Source organism: Arthrobacter sp. 01T425 (assembly GCF_056398725.1).
Genome location: NZ_JBFTPY010000006.1, coordinates 91,706 through 115,498 on the forward strand (window position 1 = coordinate 91,706; position 23,793 = coordinate 115,498).

At 68.1% G+C, this 23,793-nt stretch carries 21 protein-coding genes and 2 riboswitches; of the genes, 14 read left to right on the plus strand and 7 right to left on the minus strand.

The genetic code is table 11. The features are described 5' to 3' along the window. The first annotated feature begins 1 nt into the window (after position 1). On the plus strand, positions 2-1,567 hold the full coding sequence (gene gatA, locus AC1DNG_RS09120) for an Asp-tRNA(Asn)/Glu-tRNA(Gln) amidotransferase subunit GatA (protein WP_476887196.1): 1,566 nt from the start codon (positions 2-4) through the stop codon (positions 1,565-1,567). Then, entirely contained in the window at positions 1,567-3,072 is a 1,506-nt protein-coding gene (gene gatB, locus AC1DNG_RS09125; protein WP_476849365.1) for an Asp-tRNA(Asn)/Glu-tRNA(Gln) amidotransferase subunit GatB, read from the plus strand. The genes gatA and gatB overlap by 1 nt, the downstream gene beginning before the upstream one ends. 3 nt (positions 3,073-3,075) lie before the next feature. Here gatB and AC1DNG_RS09130 read toward each other — a convergent pair whose 3' ends face one another. Further along, entirely contained in the window at positions 3,076-3,984 is a 909-nt protein-coding gene (locus AC1DNG_RS09130) for a LysR family transcriptional regulator (RefSeq protein WP_476887197.1), read from the minus strand. 180 nt (positions 3,985-4,164) lie between these two features. Between AC1DNG_RS09130 and tdh the strand changes: the two genes are divergently transcribed. From tdh to AC1DNG_RS09150, 4 genes are all read left to right on the plus strand, one after another. Beyond that, complete coding sequence (gene tdh / locus AC1DNG_RS09135; RefSeq protein ID WP_223914081.1) at positions 4,165-5,211, plus strand: L-threonine 3-dehydrogenase; 1,047 nt, start codon at positions 4,165-4,167, stop codon at positions 5,209-5,211. 97 nt (positions 5,212-5,308) lie between these two features. Next, a complete protein-coding gene (locus tag AC1DNG_RS09140; RefSeq protein WP_476887198.1) occupies positions 5,309-6,520 on the plus strand; it encodes a glycine C-acetyltransferase in 1,212 nt (403 codons plus the stop codon). A 763-nt stretch (positions 6,521-7,283) separates the two neighbouring features. Next, positions 7,284-8,420 carry an NAD(P)/FAD-dependent oxidoreductase gene (locus AC1DNG_RS09145; RefSeq protein WP_230008567.1) on the plus strand — a complete coding sequence of 379 codons (1,137 nt, stop codon included), beginning with the start codon at positions 7,284-7,286 and terminating at the stop codon, positions 8,418-8,420. Between the two features lie 11 nt (positions 8,421-8,431). Beyond that, entirely contained in the window at positions 8,432-9,664 is a 1,233-nt protein-coding gene (locus tag AC1DNG_RS09150) for an amidohydrolase family protein (RefSeq protein WP_476871581.1), read from the plus strand. Between the two features lie 47 nt (positions 9,665-9,711). On the opposite strand, the gene AC1DNG_RS09155 is transcribed toward AC1DNG_RS09150, so the two are convergent. Continuing rightward, positions 9,712-10,392: a histidine phosphatase family protein gene (locus AC1DNG_RS09155; RefSeq protein WP_028278302.1), complete on the minus strand. Its 681-nt coding sequence runs from the start codon at positions 10,390-10,392 to the stop codon at positions 9,712-9,714. A gap of 100 nt (positions 10,393-10,492) precedes the next feature. On the opposite strand from AC1DNG_RS09155, the gene AC1DNG_RS09160 reads away from it, so the two are divergent. Beyond that, positions 10,493-11,260, plus strand: coding sequence for a CPBP family intramembrane glutamic endopeptidase (locus AC1DNG_RS09160; RefSeq protein ID WP_476872749.1), 768 nt, complete (start codon positions 10,493-10,495; stop codon positions 11,258-11,260). Positions 11,261-11,434: 174 nt separating this feature from the next. Here the strand turns inward: AC1DNG_RS09160 and AC1DNG_RS09165 are convergent, their stop codons facing one another. Then, positions 11,435-12,073: a VOC family protein gene (locus tag AC1DNG_RS09165; protein WP_223914077.1), complete on the minus strand. Its 639-nt coding sequence runs from the start codon at positions 12,071-12,073 to the stop codon at positions 11,435-11,437. A 169-nt stretch (positions 12,074-12,242) separates the two neighbouring features. Continuing rightward, positions 12,243-12,358: riboswitch (SAM riboswitch) on the plus strand. A 61-nt stretch (positions 12,359-12,419) separates the two neighbouring features. Here AC1DNG_RS09165 and AC1DNG_RS09170 point away from each other — a divergent pair. From AC1DNG_RS09170 to AC1DNG_RS09180, 3 genes are all read left to right on the plus strand, one after another. Beyond that, complete coding sequence (locus tag AC1DNG_RS09170) at positions 12,420-13,736, plus strand: bifunctional o-acetylhomoserine/o-acetylserine sulfhydrylase (RefSeq protein WP_476887199.1); 1,317 nt, start codon at positions 12,420-12,422, stop codon at positions 13,734-13,736. 183 nt (positions 13,737-13,919) lie between these two features. Next, positions 13,920-14,035, plus strand: a riboswitch (SAM riboswitch). Positions 14,036-14,046: 11 nt separating this feature from the next. Continuing rightward, positions 14,047-15,186, plus strand: a complete 1,140-nt coding sequence (metX, locus tag AC1DNG_RS09175) for a homoserine O-acetyltransferase MetX (RefSeq protein WP_476872751.1) — start codon at positions 14,047-14,049, stop codon at positions 15,184-15,186. A gap of 166 nt (positions 15,187-15,352) precedes the next feature. Continuing rightward, positions 15,353-16,735: an MFS transporter gene (locus AC1DNG_RS09180; protein ID WP_476849373.1), complete on the plus strand. Its 1,383-nt coding sequence runs from the start codon at positions 15,353-15,355 to the stop codon at positions 16,733-16,735. Positions 16,736-16,875: 140 nt separating this feature from the next. Here the strand turns inward: AC1DNG_RS09180 and AC1DNG_RS09185 are convergent, their stop codons facing one another. Beyond that, the gene (locus AC1DNG_RS09185) at positions 16,876-17,775 is read right to left on the minus strand and encodes a LysR family transcriptional regulator (protein WP_223914225.1); all 900 of its coding nucleotides are present in this window, start codon (positions 17,773-17,775) and stop codon (positions 16,876-16,878) included. Between the two features lie 201 nt (positions 17,776-17,976). Between AC1DNG_RS09185 and mmsB the strand changes: the two genes are divergently transcribed. The 3 genes from mmsB to AC1DNG_RS09200 all read left to right on the plus strand — a co-directional run bounded on the left by mmsB (position 17,977) and on the right by AC1DNG_RS09200 (position 21,119). After that, a complete protein-coding gene (gene mmsB, locus AC1DNG_RS09190) occupies positions 17,977-18,879 on the plus strand; it encodes a 3-hydroxyisobutyrate dehydrogenase (protein ID WP_243179644.1) in 903 nt (300 codons plus the stop codon). Between the two features lie 53 nt (positions 18,880-18,932). After that, positions 18,933-20,417 (plus strand): CoA-acylating methylmalonate-semialdehyde dehydrogenase, encoded by a 1,485-nt coding sequence (locus AC1DNG_RS09195; RefSeq protein WP_476887200.1) that lies wholly within the window; start codon positions 18,933-18,935, stop codon positions 20,415-20,417. 135 nt (positions 20,418-20,552) lie between these two features. Continuing rightward, positions 20,553-21,119, plus strand: coding sequence for an isochorismatase family protein (locus tag AC1DNG_RS09200; RefSeq protein ID WP_476887201.1), 567 nt, complete (start codon positions 20,553-20,555; stop codon positions 21,117-21,119). Here the strand turns inward: AC1DNG_RS09200 and AC1DNG_RS09205 are convergent. Next, the gene (locus AC1DNG_RS09205) at positions 21,116-21,742 is read right to left on the minus strand and encodes a hypothetical protein (RefSeq protein WP_476859214.1); all 627 of its coding nucleotides are present in this window, start codon (positions 21,740-21,742) and stop codon (positions 21,116-21,118) included. The two genes, AC1DNG_RS09200 and AC1DNG_RS09205, sit on opposite strands and share 4 nt — an antisense overlap. Before the next feature lie 113 nt (positions 21,743-21,855). After that, a complete protein-coding gene (locus AC1DNG_RS09210; protein WP_476887233.1) occupies positions 21,856-22,728 on the minus strand; it encodes an SGNH/GDSL hydrolase family protein in 873 nt (290 codons plus the stop codon). 94 nt (positions 22,729-22,822) lie between these two features. Here AC1DNG_RS09210 and AC1DNG_RS09215 point away from each other — a divergent pair, with 94 nt between their 5' ends. Beyond that, positions 22,823-23,479, plus strand: coding sequence for an alpha/beta hydrolase (locus AC1DNG_RS09215; RefSeq protein ID WP_476871577.1), 657 nt, complete (start codon positions 22,823-22,825; stop codon positions 23,477-23,479). Positions 23,480-23,526: 47 nt separating this feature from the next. On the opposite strand, the gene AC1DNG_RS09220 is transcribed toward AC1DNG_RS09215, so the two are convergent. Further along, positions 23,527-23,763, minus strand: coding sequence for an RNA-binding S4 domain-containing protein (locus tag AC1DNG_RS09220; RefSeq protein WP_018774572.1), 237 nt, complete (start codon positions 23,761-23,763; stop codon positions 23,527-23,529). Between the last annotated feature and the right edge of the window lie 30 nt (positions 23,764-23,793).

Genomic DNA, 23,793 nt, shown 5'->3' on the forward strand with positions numbered 1-23,793 from the left:
CATGACTGAGAACAACGAACTGATCCGCCTCTCCGCCGCCGCGCTCGCCGAGAAGCTGGCCGCCCGCGAGATCACCGCCGTCGAGGTCACCCAGGCCTACCTGGACCGCATCGCCGCCGTCGACGGCAAGGTCCACGCCTTCCTCCACGTCAACGCCGACGAGGCGCTCGCCGTCGCCGCCGAAGTGGATGCGATCCGCGCCGCCGGCGGTGCCGCCGCCGAAGAGCTCCACGTCCTCGCGGGCGTCCCGATCGCCGTCAAGGACCTCATCGTCACGATCGGGCAGCCCACCACGGCCGGCTCGAAGATCCTCGAAGGCTGGCACAGCCCCTACGACGCCACCGTCGTCGAGCGCCTGCGCGCCGCCAAGATGCCGATCCTGGGCAAGACGAACCTCGACGAATTCGCGATGGGCTCCTCCACCGAGCACTCCGCCTACGGGCCCACGCACAACCCGTGGGACCTGGACCGCATCCCCGGCGGCTCCGGCGGCGGCTCCGCTGCCGCCGTCGCGGCCTTCGAAGCCCCGCTGGCCCTCGGCACCGACACCGGCGGGTCCATCCGCCAGCCCGGCGCCGTCACCGGCACTGTCGGTGTCAAGCCCACTTACGGCGGCGTCTCCCGCTACGGCGCCATCGCCATGGCCTCCTCGCTGGACCAGATCGGCCCGGTCTCGCGCACGGTTCTCGACTCGGCCCTGCTGCACCAGGTGATTGGCGGGCACGATCCGCGCGACTCCACCTCCCTGCCGGACCCGCTCGAGGACCTCGTGGCCGCGGCCCGGACCGGCAACGTCGAGGGCATGAAGATCGGTATCATCAAGGAGCTCCACGGCGAGGGCTACCAGGCCGGCGTCGAGAACCGCTTCAACGAATCCCTCGAGCTGCTCAAGGGCGCGGGCGCCGAGATCGTCGAGGTCTCCTGCCCCAACTTCAAGTACGCCCTGGGCGCCTACTACCTGATCATGCCGTCGGAGGCGTCCTCCAACCTGGCCAAGTTCGACGGCGTCCGCTACGGCCTGCGGGTCCTGCCCAAGGACGGTCCCATGACCATCGAGCGGGTCATGGGCGCCACCCGCGCCGCCGGCTTCGGCGACGAGGTCAAGCGCCGCATCATCCTGGGCACCTACGCCCTGAGCGCCGGCTACTACGACGCCTACTACGGCTCGGCCCAGAAGGTGCGCACCCTGATCCAGCGCGACTTCGACGCCGCCTTCGAAAAGGCCGACGTGCTGATTTCCCCGACGGCGCCGACCACGGCGTTCAAGCTCGGCGAGAAGCTCAACGACCCGCTGGCGATGTACCTCAACGACGTCGCCACCATCCCGGCGAACATGGCAGGCGTCCCCGGCCTGTCCCTGCCCGGCGGCCTGGCCGACGAGGACGGACTGCCCGTGGGCATCCAGCTCCTGGCCCCGGCCCGCCAGGATGCCCGCCTGTACCGCGTCGGCGCGGTCCTGGAATCCCTGCTCGAGGCGCAGTGGGGCGGCCCGCTGCTGGAAAAGGCCCCCTCGCTCACTGCTACTTCTGCGGCTGCCGCCGCCTCAAGCCACGGAGGCTCACACTAATGACTGACGCAACCCTCAGCTTCGAAGAGGCGATGGACAAGTACGATCCCGTCCTGGGGTTCGAGGTCCACGTGGAGCTCAACACCAAGACCAAGATGTTCTCCTCCGCGCCGAACGTCTTCGGCGATGAGCCGAACACCAACGTCAACGAGGTGGACCTCGGCATGCCCGGCGTGCTGCCGGTGGTGAACAAGACCGCGATCGAGTCCTCGATCAAGATCGGCCTGGCGCTGAACTGCAAGATCGCCGAGACCTGCCGCTTCGCCCGGAAGAACTACTTCTACCCGGACACCCCGAAGAACTTCCAGACCTCCCAGTACGACGAGCCCATCGCTTACGACGGCTACCTTGACATCGAGCTGTCCGACGGCACCGTGTTCCGCGTCGAGATTGAACGCGCGCACATGGAGGAGGACGCCGGCAAGCTGACCCACATGGGCGGCGCCACCGGCCGCATCCAGGGCGCGGACTACTCCCTGGTGGACTACAACCGTTCCGGTGTGCCGCTGGTCGAGATCGTCACCAAGCCGATCGAGGGCGCCGGCAGCCGCGCCCCCGAACTCGCCAAGGCCTACGTGGCCGCCGTCCGCGAGATCGTCAAGAACCTCGGGGTTTCGGACGCGAAGATGGAGCGCGGCAACGTCCGCTGCGACGCCAACGTCTCGCTGCGCCCGCACGGCCGCGAACGTTTCGGCATCCGTTCGGAGACCAAGAACGTCAACTCGCTGCGCGCCGTCGAACACGCGGTCCGCTACGAGATCCAGCGGCACGCCGCCGTGCTGGACTCCGGCGAGCCGGTCATCCAGGAAACCCGCCACTGGCACGAGGACACGCGGACCACGACGTCGGGCCGGGCCAAGTCCGACGCCGACGACTACCGCTACTTCCCGGAACCTGACCTGGTCCCGATCACCGCGTCCCGCGAATGGGTCGAGGAGCTCCGGGCCACCCTGCCCGAGCCGCCGGCCGCGCGCCGCAAGCGGCTGCAGGCCGACTGGGGCTACTCGGACCTGGAGTTCCGCGACGTCGTCAACGCCGGCGTCATGGACGAGATCGAGGAAACCATCGCAGCCGGCGCCACCGCCACCGTGGCCCGCAAATGGTGGATGGGCGAGATCGTCGGCCGCGCCAAGAACGCCGACGTCGATCCCGGCCAGCTGGGCGTCAACCCGGCCACCATCGTGGAACTGAACAAGATGGTTGAGGACGGCAAGATCAACAACAAGATGGCCTCCGAGGTCCTGGACGGCGTGCTCGCCGGCGAAGGCACCCCGGCGGAAATCGTCGAGAAACGCGGCCTCGCCGTGGTCTCCGACGACGGCCCGCTTCTCGAAGCGATCGACGCGGCCCTCGCCGCGCAGCCCGGCGTCGCGGACAAGATCCGCGGCGGCAAGATCCAGGCGATCGGCGCGATCGTCGGCGGGGTCATGAAGGCCACCCGCGGGCAGGCCGACGCCGGCCGCGTGCGCGAGCTGATCCTCCAGCGCCTCGGCGTCGAGGGCTAGCCCCTAGCCGCCCACTAGATCGGTCATGATGGTCTGCAGTGCTTCGCAGACCATCATGACCGATGTGCGTTTAAGGTTCTCCGGCCGGGCCAGGACGTCGATCCGGCGCCGGGTGCTGATGCCCTCCAGCGGCCGCAGCACAATGTTCGGGTTCAGCACAGGCCGCGCGGTGTGCCGCGGCAGCAGGCCGATCACGCCGCCGGCCGCCACGAGCGCCGCCACGGTCGAGTAGTCGTTGATGCGGTGCACGATGTTCAGCTCACGGCTGGAGACCGCCGCGACGGCGGAAAGCACGTCGGCGGGGGAGTAGCCGGCGCGGCTCGTCACCCACGGTTCGCCCACGACGTCGTCCGCCGTCACCGCGCGCTGGCCGGCCAGCCGGTGCCCGGCCGGCAGCGCCACGTCCAGCGGCTCATGCGCGAGCGGGATCACCGCGACGCGTTCCTCGGGCCAGCGCGGGCTGTGGTCCATCCGGTGCGCCAGGACCAGGTCGTAGCGCGCCGTAAGGGCCGGGAAATCCTGTTGCGCGACGTCCTCGTCGGAGAGCAGGATCCGCGGCTGGCCCGGGCCGTCCAGCAGCCGGGCCAGCGGCGCGAACAATGCCTGCCCGGCGCTGTGGAAACCGCTGAGCGTCACCGGCGCCACCGGTGAGCCGTGGTAGGCGCCGATCGCCATCTTCGCATCCGCCATCGCGCTGACCACCGCGGCCCCGGCGTCCGCCAGCACCTGCCCGGCCTCCGTGAGCACCAGGTTCCGGCCCTCCTTGCGGGTCAGCGGCACCTCCACGGTCTTCTGCAGCGCGGCCAGTTGCTGGGACACGGCCGACGGCGTCACCAGGAGGGTTTCGGCGACGGCCTTGACGCTGCCCAGTGCTCCGAGTTCGCGCAACATCTCCAGCTGGTGGATTTCCATGCCAGCCATTCTATGCAACAGCAATTGCTAATTCGTCGATTGAGAAGAATTCGGTTGTGCTAATGCTTTCTGGTGGGTCTAATGGGGTGAGTTGACCCACACGCCGGCCCCGCATGCGGAACAGAACACGCGGAACAGAACGCGCGGAGCAGGACCCCAAAAGCACAGTTAGGAAGGCCCATGAAGGCTCTCTACAAAGCCGGCGCCCACGCAGGATTCGAGCTCGTCGACCGTCCCGAGCCGGAGACCGGCCCCGGGGACGTCAAGATCCGCGTCATGACCACCGGCATCTGCGGCACGGACCTGCACATCCAGGCCTGGGACGCCTGGGCGCAGGGCATCATCAACGCCCCCCTGATCGCCGGCCACGAGTTCTACGGCGAGGTCGTGGAGACCGGCGAGGACGTCCTGGACGTCAAGGTGGGGGACCGGGTCTCCGGCGAAGGCCACATCGTCTGCGGAATCTGCCGCAACTGCCGCGCCGGCCGCCGGCAGATGTGCATCAACACCGTCAGCGTCGGCGTCCAGCGCGACGGCGCCTTCGCCGAGTACGTGGTGATCCCCGAGACCAACGTCTGGGTCCACCAGGACCCCTCGGTCACCCCGGAACTCGGCGCCATCTTCGACCCCTTCGGCAACGCCGTCCACACCGCTCTGAGCTTCCCGCTGGTCGGCGAGGACGTGCTGATCACCGGCGCCGGACCCATCGGCCTGATGGCGATCGCCGTCGCCCGTCACGCGGGCGCCCGCAAGATCGCGATCACCGACGTCTCCGCGCCCCGGCTGGAACTGGCCCGCAGGCTCGGCGTCGACCTCGCGATCGATGTCTCGAAAATGCGGGTCAAGGACGCCCAGCGCGAACTCGGCATGCGCGAAGGCTTCGACATCGGCATGGAAATGTCGGGACACCCCACCGCGCTGCCTGAGATGATCGACAACATGAACCACGGCGGCCGGATCGCGATGCTGGGACTGCCCAGCCAGTCCATCGACATCAACTGGGGCAAGGTGGTCACGCACATGCTGACCATGAAGGGCATCTACGGCCGCGAAATGTTCGAGACCTGGTACGCGATGAGCGCCATGCTCTCCTCCAACCCTGCCCTGCACGCAAACATCTCGGCCGTGGTCACGGACACGCTGCCGGCCACCGACTGGGAAAAGGGTTTCGAGGTGGCCCGCGCCGGCGTCGGCGGCAAGGTGGTCCTCGACTGGACCGTTTTCTAGGCCCCTTTCCTGACCGCACGCTTCCGGGCCCCTGCCCGACACAGCATTCCACGCACAGCATTCCGCCCCCGCATCCAACCAGCCGAGGAGCCAACCCATGTATTCAGCCATCAAGGACCAGCTGCAGCACGAACTCGATGAGATCCGCAGCGCCGGTCTGTTCAAGACCGAGCGGCACATCGACTCGCCGCAGGCCAACCGCATCAAGGCCGGGCAGATCGGCGAGACCGGCGCCGACGTGCTGAACTTCTGCGCCAACAACTACCTGGGCCTCGCCGACCACCCGGACATCATCGCCGCGGCGAAGACCGCCATGGACGAGCGCGGCTTCGGCATGGCCAGCGTGCGCTTCATCTGCGGCACCCAGGACCTGCACCTGGCACTGGAAAAACGTGTCTCGGCGTTCCTCGGCACCGAGGACACCATCCTGTTCTCCAGCTGCTTCGACGCCAACGGCGGCGTGTTCGAGTCCCTCTTCGGCCCGGACGACGCCGTCATCTCGGACGCCCTGAACCACGCGTCCATCATTGACGGCATCCGGCTCTGCAAGGCCCAGCGCTTCCGCTACGCCAACCAGGACATGGCGGACCTCGAATCGAAGCTGATCGAGGCCACCACGCAGGAGAACCCGGCCCGCCGCAAGATCATCGTCACGGACGGCGTCTTCTCGATGGACGGCTTCCTGGCCCCGCTCGAAGCGATCTGCGACCTCGCCGAAAAGTACGATGCCCTGGTCATGGTGGACGATTCCCACGCGGTGGGCTTCATGGGCGCCACCGGTGCCGGCACGCCGGAACACGCCGGCGTCTCGGACCGCGTGGACATCTACACCGGCACCTTCGGCAAGGCCCTCGGCGGCGCCTCCGGCGGCTATGTCTCGGGCCGCGGTGAGGTGGTGGCGATGCTCCGCCAGAAGGCCCGCCCCTACCTGTTCTCCAACTCGCTGGCCCCGGCGATCGTCGCGGCCACGCTCAAGGCCCTGGACCTCGTGGAAAACTCCGGCGAACTGCGCGGCAAGCTCTTCGCGAACGCGGAGCTCTTCCGGAACCGCATGAGCGAGGAAGGCTTCGACCTGCTCCCCGGCGAGCACGCCATTGTCCCGGTAATGTTCGGCGACGCCGTCATGGCCGCCAAGGTGGCCGATGCCATGCTCCACAACGGCGTCTTCGTCACGGCGTTCAGCTACCCGGTGGTGCCCAAGGGCGCCGCCCGGATCCGCGTCCAGCTTTCGGCCGCACACAGCGCCGACGACGTCGAGGCCTGCGTCCAGGCGTTCGTGCGCAGCCGCGCGGCGGTGGCAGCAGCCTAGCCCGCCTGATCGCCGGGCCGGGCCCCCGCTTTCAGTACGGGGTCCGGCCCCACCCTGCCCGGCCTTGCCCCGGCCTTGCTCGTTCATCCCGGCTTCCTCCTCTGGCTTGTCCGCGGGACATGCCCAGCCCCGGCAGCGAGGACTGGACATAATGCCACTATGTCCAACGGCCACGACCAACGAGGGGCATGTCCCGGGCCTGCCCGCCGCAACGGGGGACATGTCCAGGCGCGCGGACCAGGGAAGTGCCTGTCCCGGGCCTGCACGCGGCAACGGGGGACATGTCCAGCTCCGGCAGCGAGGACTGGACATAATGCCACTCTGTCCAACGGCCACGACCAACGAAGGGCATGTCCCGTGCCGGTACGCCGCAACGGGGGACATGTCCAGCTCGGGCAGCGAGGACTGGACATAATGCCACCATGTCCAACGGCCATGACCACGAGGGGCATGTCCCGCGCCTGCACGCCGCAACGAGGGACATGTCCAGTCGTGCGGACCATGGAAGGGCATGTCCCGGGGCGCCGTGCACAATTTATCCAAGCAACCGTGATTCCAAGAAGGTTGCCGCCAAACTCGGAATCGTGGAGACGGCATGTGCCGAGAACACCGTGAGCCACTGGATTTCAACGCCCTGGGACCCAACAACGGCGCAGGTGATGACTGTGGAACCGATTGACGCCGCTCGCCCGGGAGCAGGTTGCGGCAAACGCCGGATACCGGGACGTGATCACCTGACCCGACGATCTGCAAGGATGGGATCATGTCAGCTCATTACGATGTCGTAATTGTCGGCGGCGGGATCGCCGGCCTGTCCCTTGCTTCCGCCTTGGCCGGGCACTGCAGCGTGGCCCTGATCGAAGCCGAGCAGACCCTGGCGTACCACACCTCGGCCCGCTCAGCCCGGCAACTGATTCCCAGCTACGGCCCGCCTGTGGTCCAGGAGCTCACCGTCCGGACGCTCGACCTCATCGCGGCCCAGGACGCCGAACGTCCGGAACCGGTGCTCACCCCGCGCAGCTTCATGCTGATCGGGGACGACGCCACCGTACGGGCGGAGGCAAGCGGACACATGCAGCGGATCACCCACGCCGAGGCACTGGATCTGTGCCCGGCCCTGGTCCCGGATTCGTTCAGCGCCGCCGGGCTGGACACCGGGTCCTTCGCCTGCAACGCCCCCGTGCTGCTCGAGGACCACCGGCGGCTCGCCGTGGCCGGCGGCGTGGACATCATTACCGGCGCCAGGGTCCATTCCGCCCAGCGGCTGGGCACCGGCTGGGAACTGGGCGCCGGGCAGGAAGGCTTCCAGTCCGCCGTCGTGGTCAATGCCGCCGGTGCCTGGGCCGACGAGCTCGCCGTCCTCAGCGGCGTCGAGAAGCTCGGCCTGCAGCCGTACCGGCGCACCGCGGCGATCGTCGACGTCGAGAATCCCCTCCCGGAAGCCAGCCCGATGGTGGCGGCGGCCGATGACAGCTTCTACTTCCGGCCGGACAACGGCCAGGTCCTGATCTCGCCCGCCGAACACGTGCCGAGCGGACCCGAGGACGCCCGGCCCTATCCCGGCGACATCGAACGGGTCATCGCCCGGCTCAACGAGATCACGACGCTCGGGATCCGGAACGTCCGCACGGCCTGGACGGGGCTGCGCACGGAGGCGGCCGACGGCGTCCCGGTGGTGGGGTTCGACGCCGAGGCCACCGGATTCTTCTGGCTCGCCGGCCAGGGCGGGTACGGATTCCAGACCTCATCCGGCGTCGCGGAACTGGCCGCCGGGCTGATCCTCGCCGGCCAGGGCACCGCCCCGGCCCTGACCCCGGCTGTGCCCCCGTCCACCGAGGCCAGTCCGGCATCCCGGACAGCGGAGGCGCTGGCCGCGACCCGCTGGTCCATCCGGCGCTGAAGAATGGATCCATGAGTACCCTCATCACCAATATCGCCGAACTGATGACCCAGGACGCGGAACACCGCGTCCTCCGCGACGCGGCGGTGGTGATCGAGGGGGAGCGGATTTCCTGGCTAGGGCCCGCGGCCGACGCCCCGGCCGCGGACGAACGGGTGGATGCCGGTGGCCGGGCGCTCCTCCCGGGCTGGGTCGACTCGCACACGCACCTGATCTTCGCGGGGGACCGCACTGCCGAGTTCGAGGCCCGGATGGCGGGAGAAAGCTACAGCGCCGGCGGGATCGCCGTCACCACCGGCGCCACCCGGAGCACGAGCGACTTCGACCTGACCCGGCTGGCGATGGGCCGCGTCGCGGAGGCCGTGTCGCAGGGCACCACCTACCTGGAGACCAAAACCGGCTACGGCCTGGACCTCGAGAACGAGGCCCGCAGCGCCCGCATCGCCTCCACCGTGGCGGACGAGGTGACTTACCTGGGGGCGCACCTTGTGCCCGCCGGGATGGACGCGGAAGAATACACGGAGCTGGTCTGCGGGCCGATGCTCACCGCAGTCCTGCCCTACGTCCGCTGGGCCGACGTCTTTTGCGAGCAGGGCGCGTTCAACGAGGACCAGTCCCGCCGGGTGCTGCTGGCCTGCAAGGCCGCCGGGCTGGGGCTGCGCGTCCACGGCAACCAGCTCGGCGAGGGCCCCGGCGTCAGGCTGGCCGTGGAAGTCGGCGCCGCGAGCGTGGACCACGTGAACTACCTTTCGGCCGCGGATGTCGATGCCCTTGCCGGCAGCTGGTCCGGCTGGGACGCCGCCGGCGGCAGCGGCACGCCTGGATCCGGGCAGCGCGGCACGGTCGCCACGTGCCTGCCGGCCTGCGATCTCTCCACCCGGCAGCCGCTGGCCCCCGGCCGTGAACTGCTCGACGCCGGCGTGCAGCTGGCGCTGGCCTCCAACTGCAACCCCGGCACGTCCTACACCAGCTCCATGGCGTTCTGCGTCACCACCGCCGTGCTGCAGATGCGGCTCAGCGTCCACGAGGCGGTGCGCGCCGCGACCTACGGCGGCGCGCTGGCCCTGGGCCGGGAGTCCGGGAACGACGCCGACGGCGAACGCGCGGTGGGCTCGATCGCCGTCGGACACCGCGCGGACCTGCACCTGCTCAACGCGCCTTCCGCCACGCATCTGGCCTACCGGCCAGGCATCCCCCTGACGCACGCGGTGTGGCGCGCCGGTGTAGCGCAGCCGGTCCGTTAGCGGGCCGGTCCGCTGACCTGGCTGGCTCCGGCCCCGGCCGGGCCGCCCTAGAACATCATGGGCGGTGCGTCGAGGACGGTCTCGTCCACGCGCCTCTTCTCCCACTGCGTGAAGGGCTTGTCGAGCTCGTACTTGCCGTGCGAAGTGCGCAGCAGGGTGCGGACCTCGGCGTTCTCGGGGTTATTCAGGGACTCGAAATATTCCACCGACCAGTGGAACCAGCGCATGCAGAACAGCCGCATGGTCAATCCGTGCGTCACAAACAGCGCGTTCGGGGCATAGCCGGGCCGGGACCAGTGCCGGTGCAGGGTTTCCATGAAGGAAGAAATCCTGTCATACACATCGGAACCGGACTCGCCCTCGCGGAAGCGGTAGAAGAAGTGCCCGTAGGCGTTGCGGAGCTCCTTCTGGTCCTCGATGTCGCCGGCGATCTGAAAGTTGGCCCAGTCCTGTTCGCGCAGGCGCGGTTCCTCGATCACCCGCTCCACGAGCGGGCCGAGATTCAGCGCCTCGAGGGTCTGGTAGGCGCGCAGGTAAGGGGAGACGTAGACGCACACGGGGCGGCCGTCCAGCTGGCGCCGGACCTCCTCCCCGGCCGCGGTGGCCTGCTCCAGGCCCAGCGCGGTCAACGGGATCCGGTAGTCCGGAACACGGTTGTAGATCGAGGTGTCGGCATTGGCGGCAGACTGGCCGTGCCGGATCATGATGATTTTCCGGGGCGCACTCATACTCCCCTAGCATAGGGCTCCCAAAAAGCCGGGGGTGCCGGCGCGGCCGGCACCCCGCGGGCACCAGCAAACTATCGGCAAGTGCAGGCAAGATAGAACCATGTTGGTTCCCTCCCGCCGTCGGCTGCGGTTCGAAGTGTTGATTGTCCTGGGGTTGTCGCTGGGGCAGTCCGCGATCTACTCCCTGGTGCAGTTGCTGGACAAGATGACCACGGCGCCGCTGGCCCAGGGGACATCCACCCTGAACCGCTCACAGAGCGCACGCGAATACTTCGACCTCACCTACCAGTTGCTGGACATCATCTTCGCCCTGGTCCCGGTGGCCCTCGTGATCTACTTCCTCACCGAGCACTGGCCGGCCGGTGAGCGCGGAACCTCGGCGTTCCGAAGGATCGGCTTCGACTTCGCCCGGCCCGGCAAGGACCTCCTGCAGGGTCTCGGACTCGCCGCGCTCATCGGCATTCCGTCCCTGGGGCTCTACGCCGCCGGCCGGGCGCTGGGGATCACGACGGCGATCATCCCCAGTGCCCTGGACGCGTACTGGTGGACCGTGCCGGTGCTGGTCCTGTCCGCGATCCGGCACGCGGTGGTCGAGGAAGTGATTGTGGTGGCGTACCTGCTGGACCGGCTCGGGAAACTGGGCTGGAGCGTGCCGGCGGCCATCGCCGCCAGCGCCCTGCTCCGCGGCAGCTATCACCTGTACCAGGGGTTCGGGCCGTTCATCGGCAACGCGGTGATGGGCGTCGTCTTCGCGCTGTTCTACATCCGGACCAAACGGGTGATGCCGTTGGTGATCGCCCACGCCATCCTGGACACCGTGGCGTTCGTGGGGTTCAGCCTGTTCGGCAAGGCCGTGGGCCTGGGCTGAGTTCCCCGCAAAGCAAGGCGGGGTCCCTTCGGGCCCATCCGGAGCCCCCGGACGGGCGCGAAGTGGCCCCGCGTTGCTTTTAGGAGCAGGCCTTAAATGATCTCGGCCGCCGTCTCCTAGGTGACATCGTTGGCACCTAAGAGATGGCGGCCGAAGCGTGGGGCGGGTGGAGCGTTAGATCGTGACCGCTCCGGAGGCGGTCTCGAAGGTGACTGAGAGGATGCCGGGAGTACCGTGCGGCGCGATCCAGTTCACGGCGACGTCTTCCAGCGGCTTTTCAACCGGTTCGCCCAGCCACTCCGTGACGCGCTCGGCCGAACCGGCAATGGTCAGTGCGGACATCTTGACATCGCTCGCGTAGGCGTTGGACGGGTGCAACTCCGGGTCGCCCTCCCACTTGAGCATGTACGGCACCTGGGGGTCGGCGATGAGCCCCAGGATGCCGATCTGCTTCCAGACCAGTTCGCGGCCATCGGGAAACTTCCGGTTGCCGTTGACGGCGGCGCGGCCGAGCCGCTCCTCGAACGGGGCCAGGTCGTCAACCTCGACGCACCAGCCCATCCAGCCGCCGCCGGCCTCGGAGCGTGCCCGGACGGCCTGGCCGAACGGGGCCTTGTCGGAAGCCGGGTGGTTCAGGACCTCCACGACTTCCAGGTACTTGTGTCCCGCGAGCGGGATAATCATGTTGCGTGTCCCGAAACGGGGGTGCACTCCACCCTTCACGGCTTCAACGCCGAGGGCAGACGCAATACGTTCAGTGGTGGCTGCCAAGCCATCGTGTTCACAGGCGTAAGAGACGTGATCCATGCGCATGCCATCATCTTGGCACTTTGTGATGGACCTCTCAGCTTAGGCTCCCCTAACCGTCGTGGGACGTCCTGGGGCGCGGAACGCGGCGCCCCGGATGCTCCGTCACGGCGGCCGTCTTCATCTTCGTCACAAAGCTATCCAGGGCTCCGCCGCCATTCCTACACTGGAGTCAGGTTATGAGTGCCAGCGCACAGCCCCGGCTTGCTGGCCGGCAACCCTCGTATCGCGGTGGGGTGCCCCGGGTGATGACCTGGCCGTCCGGCGCCCGCCGGAGGGCAAGCGCGGCGCCTTTTCCGGTTCGGGCCGAAAGCCCCGGCCGGTGCTGTGCCCAGTGACTCGAGGAGCACCAATGTCCAACGCCTGGTCCTTTGAAACCCGCCAGATCCACGCCGGCCAGGAGCCGGACAGCGCCACCGGCGCGCGTTCCCTGCCTATCTACCAGACGACGTCGTTCGTGTTCCCCAGCGCCGAAAGCGCCGCGAACCGCTTTGCGCTCGCCGAGCTCGCGCCCATCTACACCCGGATCGGCAACCCGACCCAGGATGCCGTCGAACAGCGCGTCGCCAGCCTGGAAGGCGGTCTCGCGGCGCTGCTGCTCAGCTCCGGCCAGGCCGCCGAGACGTTCGCCATCCTCAATATCGCCGAGGCCGGGGACCATGTGGTGGCCAGCCCCAGCCTCTATGGCGGAACCTACAACCTGCTCGCGCACACGCTGAAGAAGTTCGGCATCTCCGTGACCTTCGTGGCGGACCCGGACAACCTGGACCAGTGGCGGGACGCCGTCCAGCCCAACACCAAGCTGTTCTTCGGCGAAGTGGTCTCCAACCCCCGCCAGGACGTCCTGGACATCGAGGGCGTCTCCCGGGTGGCGCACGAGGCCGGCGTGCCGCTGGTTGTCGACAACACGCTCTCCACCCCCTACCTGATCCGGCCGATCGAGTGGGGCGCGGACATCGTGGTCCATTCCGCCACCAAGTACCTCGGCGGGCACGGCGCCGCGATCGCCGGCGTGATCGTGGACTCCGGCAACTTCGACTTCGGGAAGGACCCGGAGCGGTTCCCCGGCTTCAACACCCCCGACCCCACCTACAACGGCCTGGTCTATGCCCGCGACCTCGGAGCGGGCGGCGCGCTGGGCGCGAATCTCTCCTACATCCTCAAGGCCCGGGTCCAGCTCCTGCGCGACCTCGGCTCCGCGGTGTCCCCGTTCAACGCGTTCCTCATCGCCCAGGGCATCGAAACGCTGAGCCTGCGCGTCGAGCGCCACGTGGCCAACGCCACGAAGGTGGCGCACTGGCTGGAGGGGCGGAACGACGTCGAATCGGTCGCCTACGCCGGGCTGCCGTCCAGCCCCTGGTACGAGCGCGGCCGCAAGTACGGGCCCAAGGGGACCGGCGCCGTCGTGGCGTTCAACATTGCAGGGGGAGCGGAGGCCGGCAAGCGGTTCGTCGATGCCCTCGAACTGCACTCGCACGTCGCGAACATCGGCGATGTCCGGTCGCTGGTGATCCATCCGGCGTCGACCACCCACAGCCAGCTCTCGCCCGAACAGCAGGTGATCGCCGGGGTGAACCCCGGGCTGGTGAGGCTTTCGGTGGGACTGGAGCACATTGACGACATCCTGGCGGACCTCGACGCCGGATTCCGCGCGGCCAAGTCCGCCTAGGCCGAAGCCCACGCCGAATTTCCCCACCTTTACGGGCATGACACCGGGAATCGCCGGCACTTCGGGGCGACCCGCCGGTCACGGCTGTCAAAGGTGGGGAGTCTGCGGTGCTGACGGGTCCGGCTGTCACATGGAAGTCATAATCTTCGTCATTTCCGCACCCCGTTTCGTAGACTCGTACCAGGTCATGAGTGCCAGCGACAGCCCCGGCTTGCTGGCCGGCAACCCTCCTTTTGCGGCGGGGTGCCCCGGGTGAAGACCTGGCCTGCCGGTCAGCTGACGGCGGGCAAGCGCGAAGATAGGTCCTCACATGACGATTGCCGTCACCCGCACGGGTGTTCCCGAAACCAAACCATCCCGGACCCCTGACGGGACCGTCCAGTTCGTCAGGATCGGTGATCTGCAGCTCGAATCCGGGACTCCGTTGCCGGATGTGGTGCTCGCCTACGAGACGTGGGGGACCCTGAACGCGGACGCCTCCAACGCCGTGCTCATTGAACACGCCCTGACCGGCGACACACACGTGACCCGCGGCGAGAGCGGGGAGCCCGGCTGGTGGGAACAGCTCGCCGGACCCGGGGCTCCCGTGGACACGGACAAGTATTTCGTCGTTTCGATCAACATCCTGGGCGGCTGCTACGGATCCACCGGGCCTTCCACCCCGGCCCCCGACGGGCGCCCTTGGGGATCGCGGTTCCCGCTGGTCACCCTGCGGGACACCGCCGCCGCCGAGGCGCGGCTGGCCGATGCCCTGGGCATCGGCAGCTGGTACGCGGTGCTGGGCGGCTCGCTCGGCGGCGCGCGCGCCCTTGAATGGGCCGTCACGTTTCCCGGCCGGGTCCGGCGCTGCGCCGTGATTTCCGTCGGCGCCAGCAGCACCGCCGAACAGATTGCCTTCGCGCAGGCCCAGACGCTGGCCATCCGCCAGGACCCCCACTTCAAGGGCGGGGACTACTACGGCGGCCCGGAACCCGAAGCAGGGCTCGCCCTCGCCCGGCGCATCGCGCACATCACCTACCGCTCAGCGGCCGAACTGGACGGCCGGTTTGGCCGCAACGCCCAGGAGTCCGAGACGCCCCTGGAAGCCGGATCGCTGGCCGGACGCGGGCGCTACCAGGTGGAAAGCTACCTGGACCACCAGGGCAGCAAACTGGCCCGGCGTTTCGACGCGAACAGCTACATCGCGATCACCGAAGCCCTCATGAGCCACGATGTGTGCCGGGGGCGCGGAAGCCTCGGGGAGGCACTGGCTCCGGCCACCGCCGAGTTCCTGGTGGCGGCCGTGGACTCGGACCGCCTGTATTTCCCGGCCCAGTCCCGTCAACTGGCAGAGGCCCTGCCGGGCGGCCCGGAACTGCACATCATTGAAGCGCCGATCGGCCACGACGGCTTCCTGACCGAAATCGGCCAGCTGAGCGGGCAGCTTCGGGGGACCTTCTTCGGCCACTAGGCCGGCCCGCTTGTGCATTTTTGCAGATGCGCTCTGCACTAATGGCCGTTGAGGCTCAGGGCGGGAGCGTCCATACTCATGGGGAATGACGCCATGTGCCCTACATCACGGGCGTCCTCAGTCCAATGGTCCGCAGGGTGTCGAAGGCGACACCGAAGGAGTTCACATGAGCACGGAAAACGCCGCGACAACGCGCGCAGACGAGCCGGACGTCAAAACGTCCGGACTGAAGAAGGTAGTAACGGCCTCCATGGCCGGCACGGTGGTGGAGTGGTATGAATTCTTCCTCTACGCCTCCGCCGCCACGCTGGTCTTCGGCAAGACGTTCTTCCCCAATTCGGGCACGGAACTCGACGGCATTATCGCCGCGTTCCTGACCTACGCCGTCGGATTCGTCGCCCGCCCGATCGGCGGCATCGTCTTCGGCCACTTCGGCGACAAGTTCGGCCGCAAGCAGCTGCTCCAGGTCAGCATCCTCCTGGTGGGCGTTTCCACCTTCCTGATGGGCTGCCTGCCCACCTTCGCGCAGATCGGCTACTGGGCCCCGGCGCTGCTGGTCTTCCTGCGCTTCGCCCAGGGCTTCGCCGTCGGCGGCGAATGGGGCGGCGCCGTCCTCCTCGTCGCCGAGCACAGCCCCAGCAAGTCCCGCGGGTTCTGGGCCAGCTGGCCCCAGTCCGCCGTTCCGCTCGGCAACCTGCTCGCCACCGCCGTGCTGTTCACGCTGTCCTCCGTGCTGTCCTCCGCCGACTTCCTCAGCTGGGGCTGGCGCGTCGCCTTCTGGCTCTCCGCCGTGATCGTGCTGGTCGGCTACTACATCCGCACCAAGGTCCAGGACGCCCCCATCTTCCTGGAGGCCCAAAAAGAAGTCGAGGTTGAAAACAAGGGCTACGGCGTGGCCGAAGTCTTCCGCCGCTACCCGCGCGGCGTCTTCACCGCGATGGGCCTGCGCTTCGCCGAGAACATCCTCTACTACCTCGTGGTCACGTTCTCGATCACGTACCTGAAGGTCGTCGTCCAGACGGACACCTCGCGGATCCTGCTGCTGCTGCTCGTGGCGCACTTCGTCCACTTCGCCGTGATTCCGATGGTCGGCAGGCTCTCGGACAACGTCGGCCGCAAGCCCGTCTACATGGCCGGCGCCATCCTCGGCGGCACGTGGGGCTTCTTCGCCTTCCCGATGATGGATACCAAGAACGACTTCATCATCCTCGCCGCGATCACCATCGGCCTGCTGTTCCACTCCCTGATGTACGCCGGCCAGCCGGCGCTCATGGCCGAAATGTTCCCGACCCGGATGCGCTACTCCGGTGTCTCGCTGGGCTACCAGGTCACCTCGATTGTGGCCGGTTCGCTGGCTCCGATCATCGCCGTCGCGCTCCTGAGCCAGTACAAGTCCTCGGTCCCGGTCGCCATCTACCTCCTCGGCGCCTGTGTGGTCACTTTGGTTGCGGTGTTCTTCCTGAAGGAAACCCGCGGCATTTCGCTCCGCGACGTCGACGCCGCCGACGCCCGTGGCACCGCCGACCTCCTCGCCGCCAGCAAGCGGTAATCCTCACCGGCCTCACCAGACCCGGTGGGGGCAGACTGCCCGGATCCGCGCACCGCGCGGACCCGGGCAGTCTGCGTTAACGCGGCAGGCTAACGCCGCAGGCTAACGCCACAGGCACCGGTCCGGCTGCGCTGGGCGCCTCAGGCGGACAGCACATCCTGCCGCTCCCGGATTTCGCCGCGAATCGCCTCCAGCACGGCACGGACCGGGGCCGAACGCAGCGCCTCGGGCCGGGCCACAGCCCAGATGGGCAGCTGGCGCTGGAAGTCGTCCGGCAGGACGGGCAGAAATTCCGGCCGGCCCGCCACGAGGAAATTGGGGAGCAGGCCTATCCCGGCGCCCCGCCGGACGGCCTCCAGCTGGGCGAAGACGCTTGTGGCCTGGAAGCTGGACCGCGGCACCGGCAGCTGCGTTGAACGGTGGCCCAGCTCGGCGACCTGGAGCGCCGATTCCACGTAGGAGACAAAGCCGTGTTGCCGGACGTCGTCGAGCGTTGCCGGAAGCCCGTGCTCCTGCGCATAGCCGGGACTGGCGTACAGCCTGAGGAAATAGTTGCTCAGGAAGATCGCGCGGGCGGTGGTGGTGTCCATGTTGCCCACCACCACTTCCAGGTCCACACCGGAGCGGTTTTGGCTCACCTTGCGGGTGGCGCTGAGCAGTTCGACGTTGAGCAGCGGATTCGCCCGCTGCAGCCGGACGAGGGCCGGGGCCAGGAATTCGGCGCCGAAGCCGTCCGGGGTGCTGATCCGGACCAGGCCGGAGACCACGTCGCCGGAGCGGGCAATGCTGCTGGAGAGGGCACCGAGAGTGCCCTCGATAGCTTCCGCCGCCGCGACCGCCTGGCTGCCGAGTTCGGTCAGCTCCCAGCCGTGCGGGCTGCGTTCGAGCGTCCGGCCGCCGAGCTGTTTGTCGAGGGCCAGGACGCGGCGGGAAATGGTGGTGTGGGTGGTGCCGAGCGTCTCGGCCACGGCGTTGAACCGGCCCAGGCGTGCCACGGTCAGCAGGATCAGCAGGTCGTCGGGGCTCGGTAGCCGGCGCAAGTCCACTATTGTCCCCCTCTGCAGCGAGTGTGGCGGAGCCAGAGCCATGATTGTGCATCTGTGCACATGGCATCTGTGATTTTTTACCTTGATTGCACTCTAACAGGGTGTGATGGTGGACACCGGGGCGCCGGAGTTTCGGCTTTCACGCCGGAGCGCGTCGAGGCGCCCGGCAGCACATCAAGCAAAGGAGCTTAAGCCATGGCAGTCATCGCCTGGATCGGACTCGGAAACATGGGCGGATCCATGTCCGTCAACCTCTCAAACGCCGGACACGAAGTCCGTGGCTTCGACCTCAACAGCGCAGCCGTTGCCGCCGCCGAGGCCGGGGGAGTCAAGGCCGCCGGCAGCATCGCCGAGGCCGTCGCCGGCGCCGACGTCGTCTTCACCATGCTCCCCAAAGGTGAGCACGCCCGCGCCGTGTACCTCGGCCAGGACGGCGTCCTTGCCCACGCGGACACCCGGACCCTCCTGGTGGATTCCTCCACCATTGACATCGCCTCCGCGCAGGCCCTGCACGACGCCGCCGCCGCCGCCGGCTTCCGCTTCGTCGACGCACCCGTCTCCGGCGGCATGAGCGGCGCGAAGGCCGCCACGCTGACGTTCATGATCGGCGGCGAGGCCGGCGCCGTCGCCGACGCCACCGAATACATCCGCCCCATGGCCGCGAACATCATCCCCACCGGCGGCGCCACCACCGGCCAGGCCGCGAAGATCTGCAACAACCTCATGCTCTTCATCAACCTCGCCTCCACCGCCGAGGGCGCGGTCCTGGCCGAGCGGCTCGGCTTGGACAAGCAGGTCTTCTGGGACATCGCGTCGGTCTCCTCCGGCGACAGCTGGGCGCTGCGCACCTGGTACCCCGTGGCCGGCGTCGTGCCGACCGCCGCGTCCAACAACGACTTCGCCCCGACATTCACCACCGAACTGGCCAACAAGGACATCGGCCTGGCCATCAGCGCCGCGCGGGACACCGGCACCCCGCTGGAACTCGGCGAGCACGTCCAGCAGCTTTTCCAGCGCCTCATCGACTCCGGCCAGTCCGGCCAGGACTGCTCGATGATCGTCAAGCTCGTCGACGGCACCCTCGAGTCCGCCAACTAGCCCCCCACAGCCCTGCCCCCCACGGCCCTGCCCCTCACGAAAGAGACCCACCCATGGAACGCATCCCGCACTTCATCAACGGCGCCCTGATCTCCGACGCCGAGCGCTTCGGCCCCGTGTTCAACCCGGCCACCGGCGAGCAGGAGAAAGAGGTCGCCCTGGCCTCCGCCGCCCGCGTCGAGGAGGCCATCGAGGCCGCCCGCGCCGCCCTGCCCGGCTGGCGCGCCACGAGCCTGGCCAGGCGCACCGCCATCTTCTTCAAGGTCCGTGAACTGCTCATGCAGCGCCGGCCCGAACTCGCGGCCCTGCTCACCAGCGAGCACGGCAAGGTCCTCTCGGATGCGGAAGGTGAAATCACCCGCGGCCTGGAGAACATCGAATTCGCCACCGGGCTCTCCCACATGCTCAAAGGCGAACGCTCCGAGCAGGTCTCCGGCGGCGTCGATGTCCACTCGGTCCGCCAGCCGGTCGGCGTCGTCGCCTGCATCACGCCGTTCAACTTCCCCGCCATGGTGCCGCTGTGGATGATCGGCAGCGCCCTGGCCTGCGGAAACACCGTGCTGCTCAAGCCGAGCGAGAAGGACCCGTCCTCCGCCATCTTCATCGCCCAGGTCTTCGCTGAGGCCGGGCTGCCGGCAGGGGTGCTCAACGTCGTCCACGGCGACAAGGAAGCCGTGGACGTCCTGCTGGAACACCCGGCGGTCAAGGCCATCAGCTTTGTCGGCTCGACGCCGATCGCGAAGTCCATCTACAAGCGCGCCGCTGATCACGGCAAGCGCGTCCAGGCCCTGGGCGGCGCGAAGAACCACATGGTGGTCCTGCCGGACGCGGACCTCAACATGGCCGCGGACGCCGCCGTCTCGGCCGCCTACGGCTCCGCCGGGGAGCGCTGCATGGCAGTCAGCGTCCTCGTCGCGGTCGGCAGCATCGCCGACGACCTCGTGGAGGCGATCACCACCCGCATGTCAGCCCTCACGATCGGCCCGGGCACGGACCCGGCCTCCCAGATGGGTCCGCTCATCACGGCCGAGCACCGCGACAAAGTGGCCTCCTACGTTGCCGGCGCGGCCAACGAGGGCGCCACCGTGGTGGTGGACGGCCGCGAACACGAATTCGACTCCAACGGCTTCTTCATCGGCGTCAGCCTGATCGACCACGTCAAGCCCGGAATGAAGGTCTACGACGACGAGATCTTCGGGCCCGTACTCTCCGTGGTCCGCGTCGAGACCTACGCCGACGCCGTGAAGCTGGTCAACGACAACGAGTTCGGCAACGGCGTGGCCATCTTCACCCGCGACGGCGGCGCCGCCCGCCAGTTCGAGTTCGACGTCGAGGCCGGCATGGTGGGCGTCAACGTGCCCATCCCGGTGCCGGTGGGCACCTTCTCCTTCGGCGGCTGGAAGAATTCGCTGTTCGGCGACACCCACATGTACGGCCCGGAAAGCATCCGCTTCTACACCCGCGGCAAGGTGGTCACCACCCGCTGGCCGGACCCGTCCACCTCGGTGATCGACCTCGGCTTCCCCCAGGTCGACTGACGCCGCAACCCCCAACAAAGGCAACGCGGGGTCACTTATCGCCCATCCGGCACCGGATCATGGGCCGCAAGTGACCCCGCGTTGTTTGCTGCCTCGGGATTAGAGTGGGCAGACACCGGGAATGCAGGAGGCATTGTGACCACGCTCGTCAACCGTCCCAACACGGCATTGCTCGTCGTCGATATGCAGATCGGCGTCGTCGCCGAGGCATACCGCCGCGACGACGTCGTCGCAACAATCGCCGCGCTCGTGGACAAGGCCCGCGACGGCGGGGTGGACGTCGTCTGGGTGCAGCACAGCGGTGAGGAACTCCCGCGCGGCAGCGACGGGTGGCAGTACGTGCCGGAGCTCGCGCGCCGCAGTTCGGAGCCGCTCGTGGCCAAGGAGTACAGCGACGCCTTCGAGGCCACCGACCTCGAATCCGTGCTGGCCGGGCGCGGCATCGGGCGCTTCTTCCTGGCCGGTGCGCAGACCGACGAGTGCATCCGCTCGACCCTGCACGGCGCGATCACCCGCGGCTACGACGTCACGCTGGTCGCCGACGCCCACACCACCGAGGACCTGACCGAGTACGGCGCCCCGCCGCCGGCTCTGGTGGTCGCGCACACCAATCTGTACTGGCAGTACCACAAGGCGCCGGGGCGGACGGCGGGAACCGTCAACGCGGCCGACGTCGAGTTCGCCGGCCCAGCAGGGTCCTAGCCCTTCATGATTTCCGCGCGCTGGGCCATGTAGTCCTCCATGGACAGCTTGCCGTCGGTGTACTGCTGGTCGAGCTCGGCCAGCTTGCGGGCCCGGTAGCCCTGCCCGGCCGACGGCGGCGGCGGAGACTGCGGCGCCTGCGCCTGTCCCGCGCCCGGCGCCGGGGGAGTTTGCGATGCCTGCGGCCGTTGCGGTTGCGGCGGGTTGTTCAGGTACTCGGGGCTGTCCTCGTAGGGGACGGGGGACTGGTAGCCGACCGGGTTCGGGTACTGCTGGCCGGGGTACGGCTGGTTCGGGAACGGCTGGTCCGGAAACCGGGGACTGGGGTTCTGCGGGTTCGGGTACTCCGCGCTGGGGTACTCCGGGCTGGGGTATTGCGGGTTGGGATACGGCTCGTTGGCCGGACCCGACTGCTTCGGGGCGCCCAGCTGGCCAAAGCCGCCGAAGTAGTCCTGCTGGGTGTAGCCATCACGCGGCTGGTTGCCCTGGCCGGGGTTGTTCTGGCTGCCCGGGAACCGGCCGAATTGTCCCGGAGTGCCCTGGTTCCGGCCGCGGGCAGACCTGCGGTAGAGGCGCATCGCCACGGGAACCAGGAAGGACAACACGATGATCCAGAAGAACATACTGCTCACGGTACTGGGCCTTTCAGCTGCTGGGCCTTCTCATCTGCGGGCTCATCTGTAGGGCCGGAGAAGTGTCCCTCCAGCTTATGCCCCGCAGGCTCAGGCCCGAAGCCTCAGGACCGGACAGCGTCCTCGGCGCCGGGCGGGCCTTCGCCAGAACCAAGCGGAACGCCGGGACCGAACACCGGGCCTGCCAGCGGCCGCTTGGCCGTCATGCCGTCGCCGGAGGAGCGGTGCCGCAGCCGGCGGACCACCCAGGGGACAAAATACTCCCTGGCCCACACCAGGTCCCCGCTGCGCGCCTCGCGCCAACTGCGCTGCGGCAGCGGTTTGGGGGAGAGGGGCTGGAGCGTGTGCTCGACGTTCAGCGAGTCCAGCACCATGGCCGCGATCGTGTGGTGGCCCAGCGGTGAGAAATGCAGCCGGTCGACATTCCACATCTGCGGGTCATTGAGCTGGCGCAGCGACCACATGTCCGCGATCACGGCGTCGTGGCGCGCGGCGATCGTGCGCAGGTTCTCGTTGTAAATGGCCACCTTGCTGCGGATCCGGCCCAGCACTGTGGAGCCGGTATCCGGGCCGTTGAACAGGACGACGGTGGCGCCGGCCAGGCTCAGGATCTGCACCACCGAATCCAGCTTTTCGGCGAGCACGTCCGGATCGCCGCCCGGGCGGATGAGGTCGTTTCCGCCTGCGGAGAGCGTGATGAGGTCCGGTTTGAGGGACAGGCAGTGAGCCATTTGCTGGTCCACGATCTGCCGCAGGAGCCGGCCGCGGACGGCCAGGTTCGCGTAGGCGAAGTCGTTGTGCCCACGGCTGAGTTCCTCGGCCACGCGGTCCGCCCAGCCCCGATGGCCGCCCGGACTGGCCGGTTCCGGGTCGCCGATGCCCTCCGTGAATGAGTCGCCCATCGCCACATACCGGGTCCACGGGTGGGTCACGGTGTCAACGGTGGTCTCGGCTGGGGTGTCCGGTGAATTTTCCATGGGATCGGTTTTGCTCACCCCCTAATCCTGCACTGTTCCCGTTTAGCTGCGCCACCGTAATTTGTTACCGCCGGGTAACTGTAAGAATAGTTCCATGACTCACGCTGACGCCTTCCCCGCCCCTGTCGTCCAATGGTCCCAGCCGGAGCAGGAACGGGCCGGCAAGCCGCTTCTTGTCCTGTTGCACGGCTACGGCGCCAACGAACAGGATCTGCTCAGCCTGGCCGGGATGCTGCCGCAGGAATTCGCGGTGGCCTCGTTGCGCGCCCCGATCGCCATGGGACCGGGCTTCACCTGGTTCCCGCTGACAGGGTCCATTGACTACTCGCTCGACGCCGTCAAGGTCGCCGCAGGCTACGTTCAGGACTGGCTCGACGGCGTCAAAGCCAACCACCCGTCGGTGACGCTGTTGGGGTTCTCGATGGGCATGGCCATGGCCACCACGCTGCTGCGGCAGCGGCCGGCGGACTTTGCCGCCGTCGTCGGGCTGTCAGGTTTTGTCGTCGACGCCGGCGATGACCCCAGCTTCCGCGACGGCGAACTGGACGGCACTGTGCCGCTGTTCTGGGGGCGGGACCAGCAGGACCCCGTGATCACCGAGGACAAGATCGACTACACGGTCGGCTGGGTGCGCAAGCACGTGTTGCTCACCAAGGTCCTCTACACGGGCATGTGGCACGGCATCAACCAGCAGGAGATCGGCCACGTCTCGGAGTTCCTCACGCACGTGGTGCTCAACGCCAAGAAGTAGGCGCGCCGGGGACGTGTGCGCCAGGGAAGCGGGCGCCGGGCGGGCGGCTAAGCGGCCGGGGGCGCGCTGATCCGCACGGTCCGGCCGTTCACGGTGACGGTGTCGCCGTCGTGCAGTTGGCGGCCGCGGCGCTCGTCGATTTCGCCGTTGACCTTCACCAGCCCGTTCTTGATCAGTTCCGCGGCCTCCACGCCGTCCTCGACCAGATTCGCAAGTTTCAGCAGCTGGCCCAGCCGGATCATGCTGTCGCGGATAGTGATGTCTTCGAATTCCGGATTGCTCATACAAGCAATAATGCCTGACCTAAGGTGGCA

Coding starts and splice junctions, on each gene's coding strand:
- AC1DNG_RS09205 (WP_476859214.1), bottom strand. CDS start 21,742: ATGTTCTTCTGGATCATCGTGTTGTCCTTCCTGGTTCCCGTGGCGATG.
- AC1DNG_RS09150 (WP_476871581.1), top strand. CDS start 8,432: ATGAGTACCCTCATCACCAATATCGCCGAACTGATGACCCAGGACGCG.
- AC1DNG_RS09180 (WP_476849373.1), top strand. CDS start 15,353: ATGAGCACGGAAAACGCCGCGACAACGCGCGCAGACGAGCCGGACGTC.
- AC1DNG_RS09165 (WP_223914077.1), bottom strand. CDS start 12,073: ATGCGCATGGATCACGTCTCTTACGCCTGTGAACACGATGGCTTGGCA.
- AC1DNG_RS09140 (WP_476887198.1), top strand. CDS start 5,309: ATGTATTCAGCCATCAAGGACCAGCTGCAGCACGAACTCGATGAGATC.
- AC1DNG_RS09220 (WP_018774572.1), bottom strand. CDS start 23,763: ATGAGCAATCCGGAATTCGAAGACATCACTATCCGCGACAGCATGATC.
- AC1DNG_RS09160 (WP_476872749.1), top strand. CDS start 10,493: ATGTTGGTTCCCTCCCGCCGTCGGCTGCGGTTCGAAGTGTTGATTGTC.
- tdh (WP_223914081.1), top strand. CDS start 4,165: ATGAAGGCTCTCTACAAAGCCGGCGCCCACGCAGGATTCGAGCTCGTC.
- AC1DNG_RS09215 (WP_476871577.1), top strand. CDS start 22,823: ATGACTCACGCTGACGCCTTCCCCGCCCCTGTCGTCCAATGGTCCCAG.
- AC1DNG_RS09155 (WP_028278302.1), bottom strand. CDS start 10,392: ATGAGTGCGCCCCGGAAAATCATCATGATCCGGCACGGCCAGTCTGCC.
- gatA (WP_476887196.1), top strand. CDS start 2: ATGACTGAGAACAACGAACTGATCCGCCTCTCCGCCGCCGCGCTCGCC.
- mmsB (WP_243179644.1), top strand. CDS start 17,977: ATGGCAGTCATCGCCTGGATCGGACTCGGAAACATGGGCGGATCCATG.
- AC1DNG_RS09170 (WP_476887199.1), top strand. CDS start 12,420: ATGTCCAACGCCTGGTCCTTTGAAACCCGCCAGATCCACGCCGGCCAG.
- AC1DNG_RS09145 (WP_230008567.1), top strand. CDS start 7,284: ATGTCAGCTCATTACGATGTCGTAATTGTCGGCGGCGGGATCGCCGGC.
- AC1DNG_RS09130 (WP_476887197.1), bottom strand. CDS start 3,984: ATGGAAATCCACCAGCTGGAGATGTTGCGCGAACTCGGAGCACTGGGC.
- AC1DNG_RS09210 (WP_476887233.1), bottom strand. CDS start 22,728: ATGGAAAATTCACCGGACACCCCAGCCGAGACCACCGTTGACACCGTG.
- gatB (WP_476849365.1), top strand. CDS start 1,567: ATGACTGACGCAACCCTCAGCTTCGAAGAGGCGATGGACAAGTACGAT.
- metX (WP_476872751.1), top strand. CDS start 14,047: ATGACGATTGCCGTCACCCGCACGGGTGTTCCCGAAACCAAACCATCC.
- AC1DNG_RS09195 (WP_476887200.1), top strand. CDS start 18,933: ATGGAACGCATCCCGCACTTCATCAACGGCGCCCTGATCTCCGACGCC.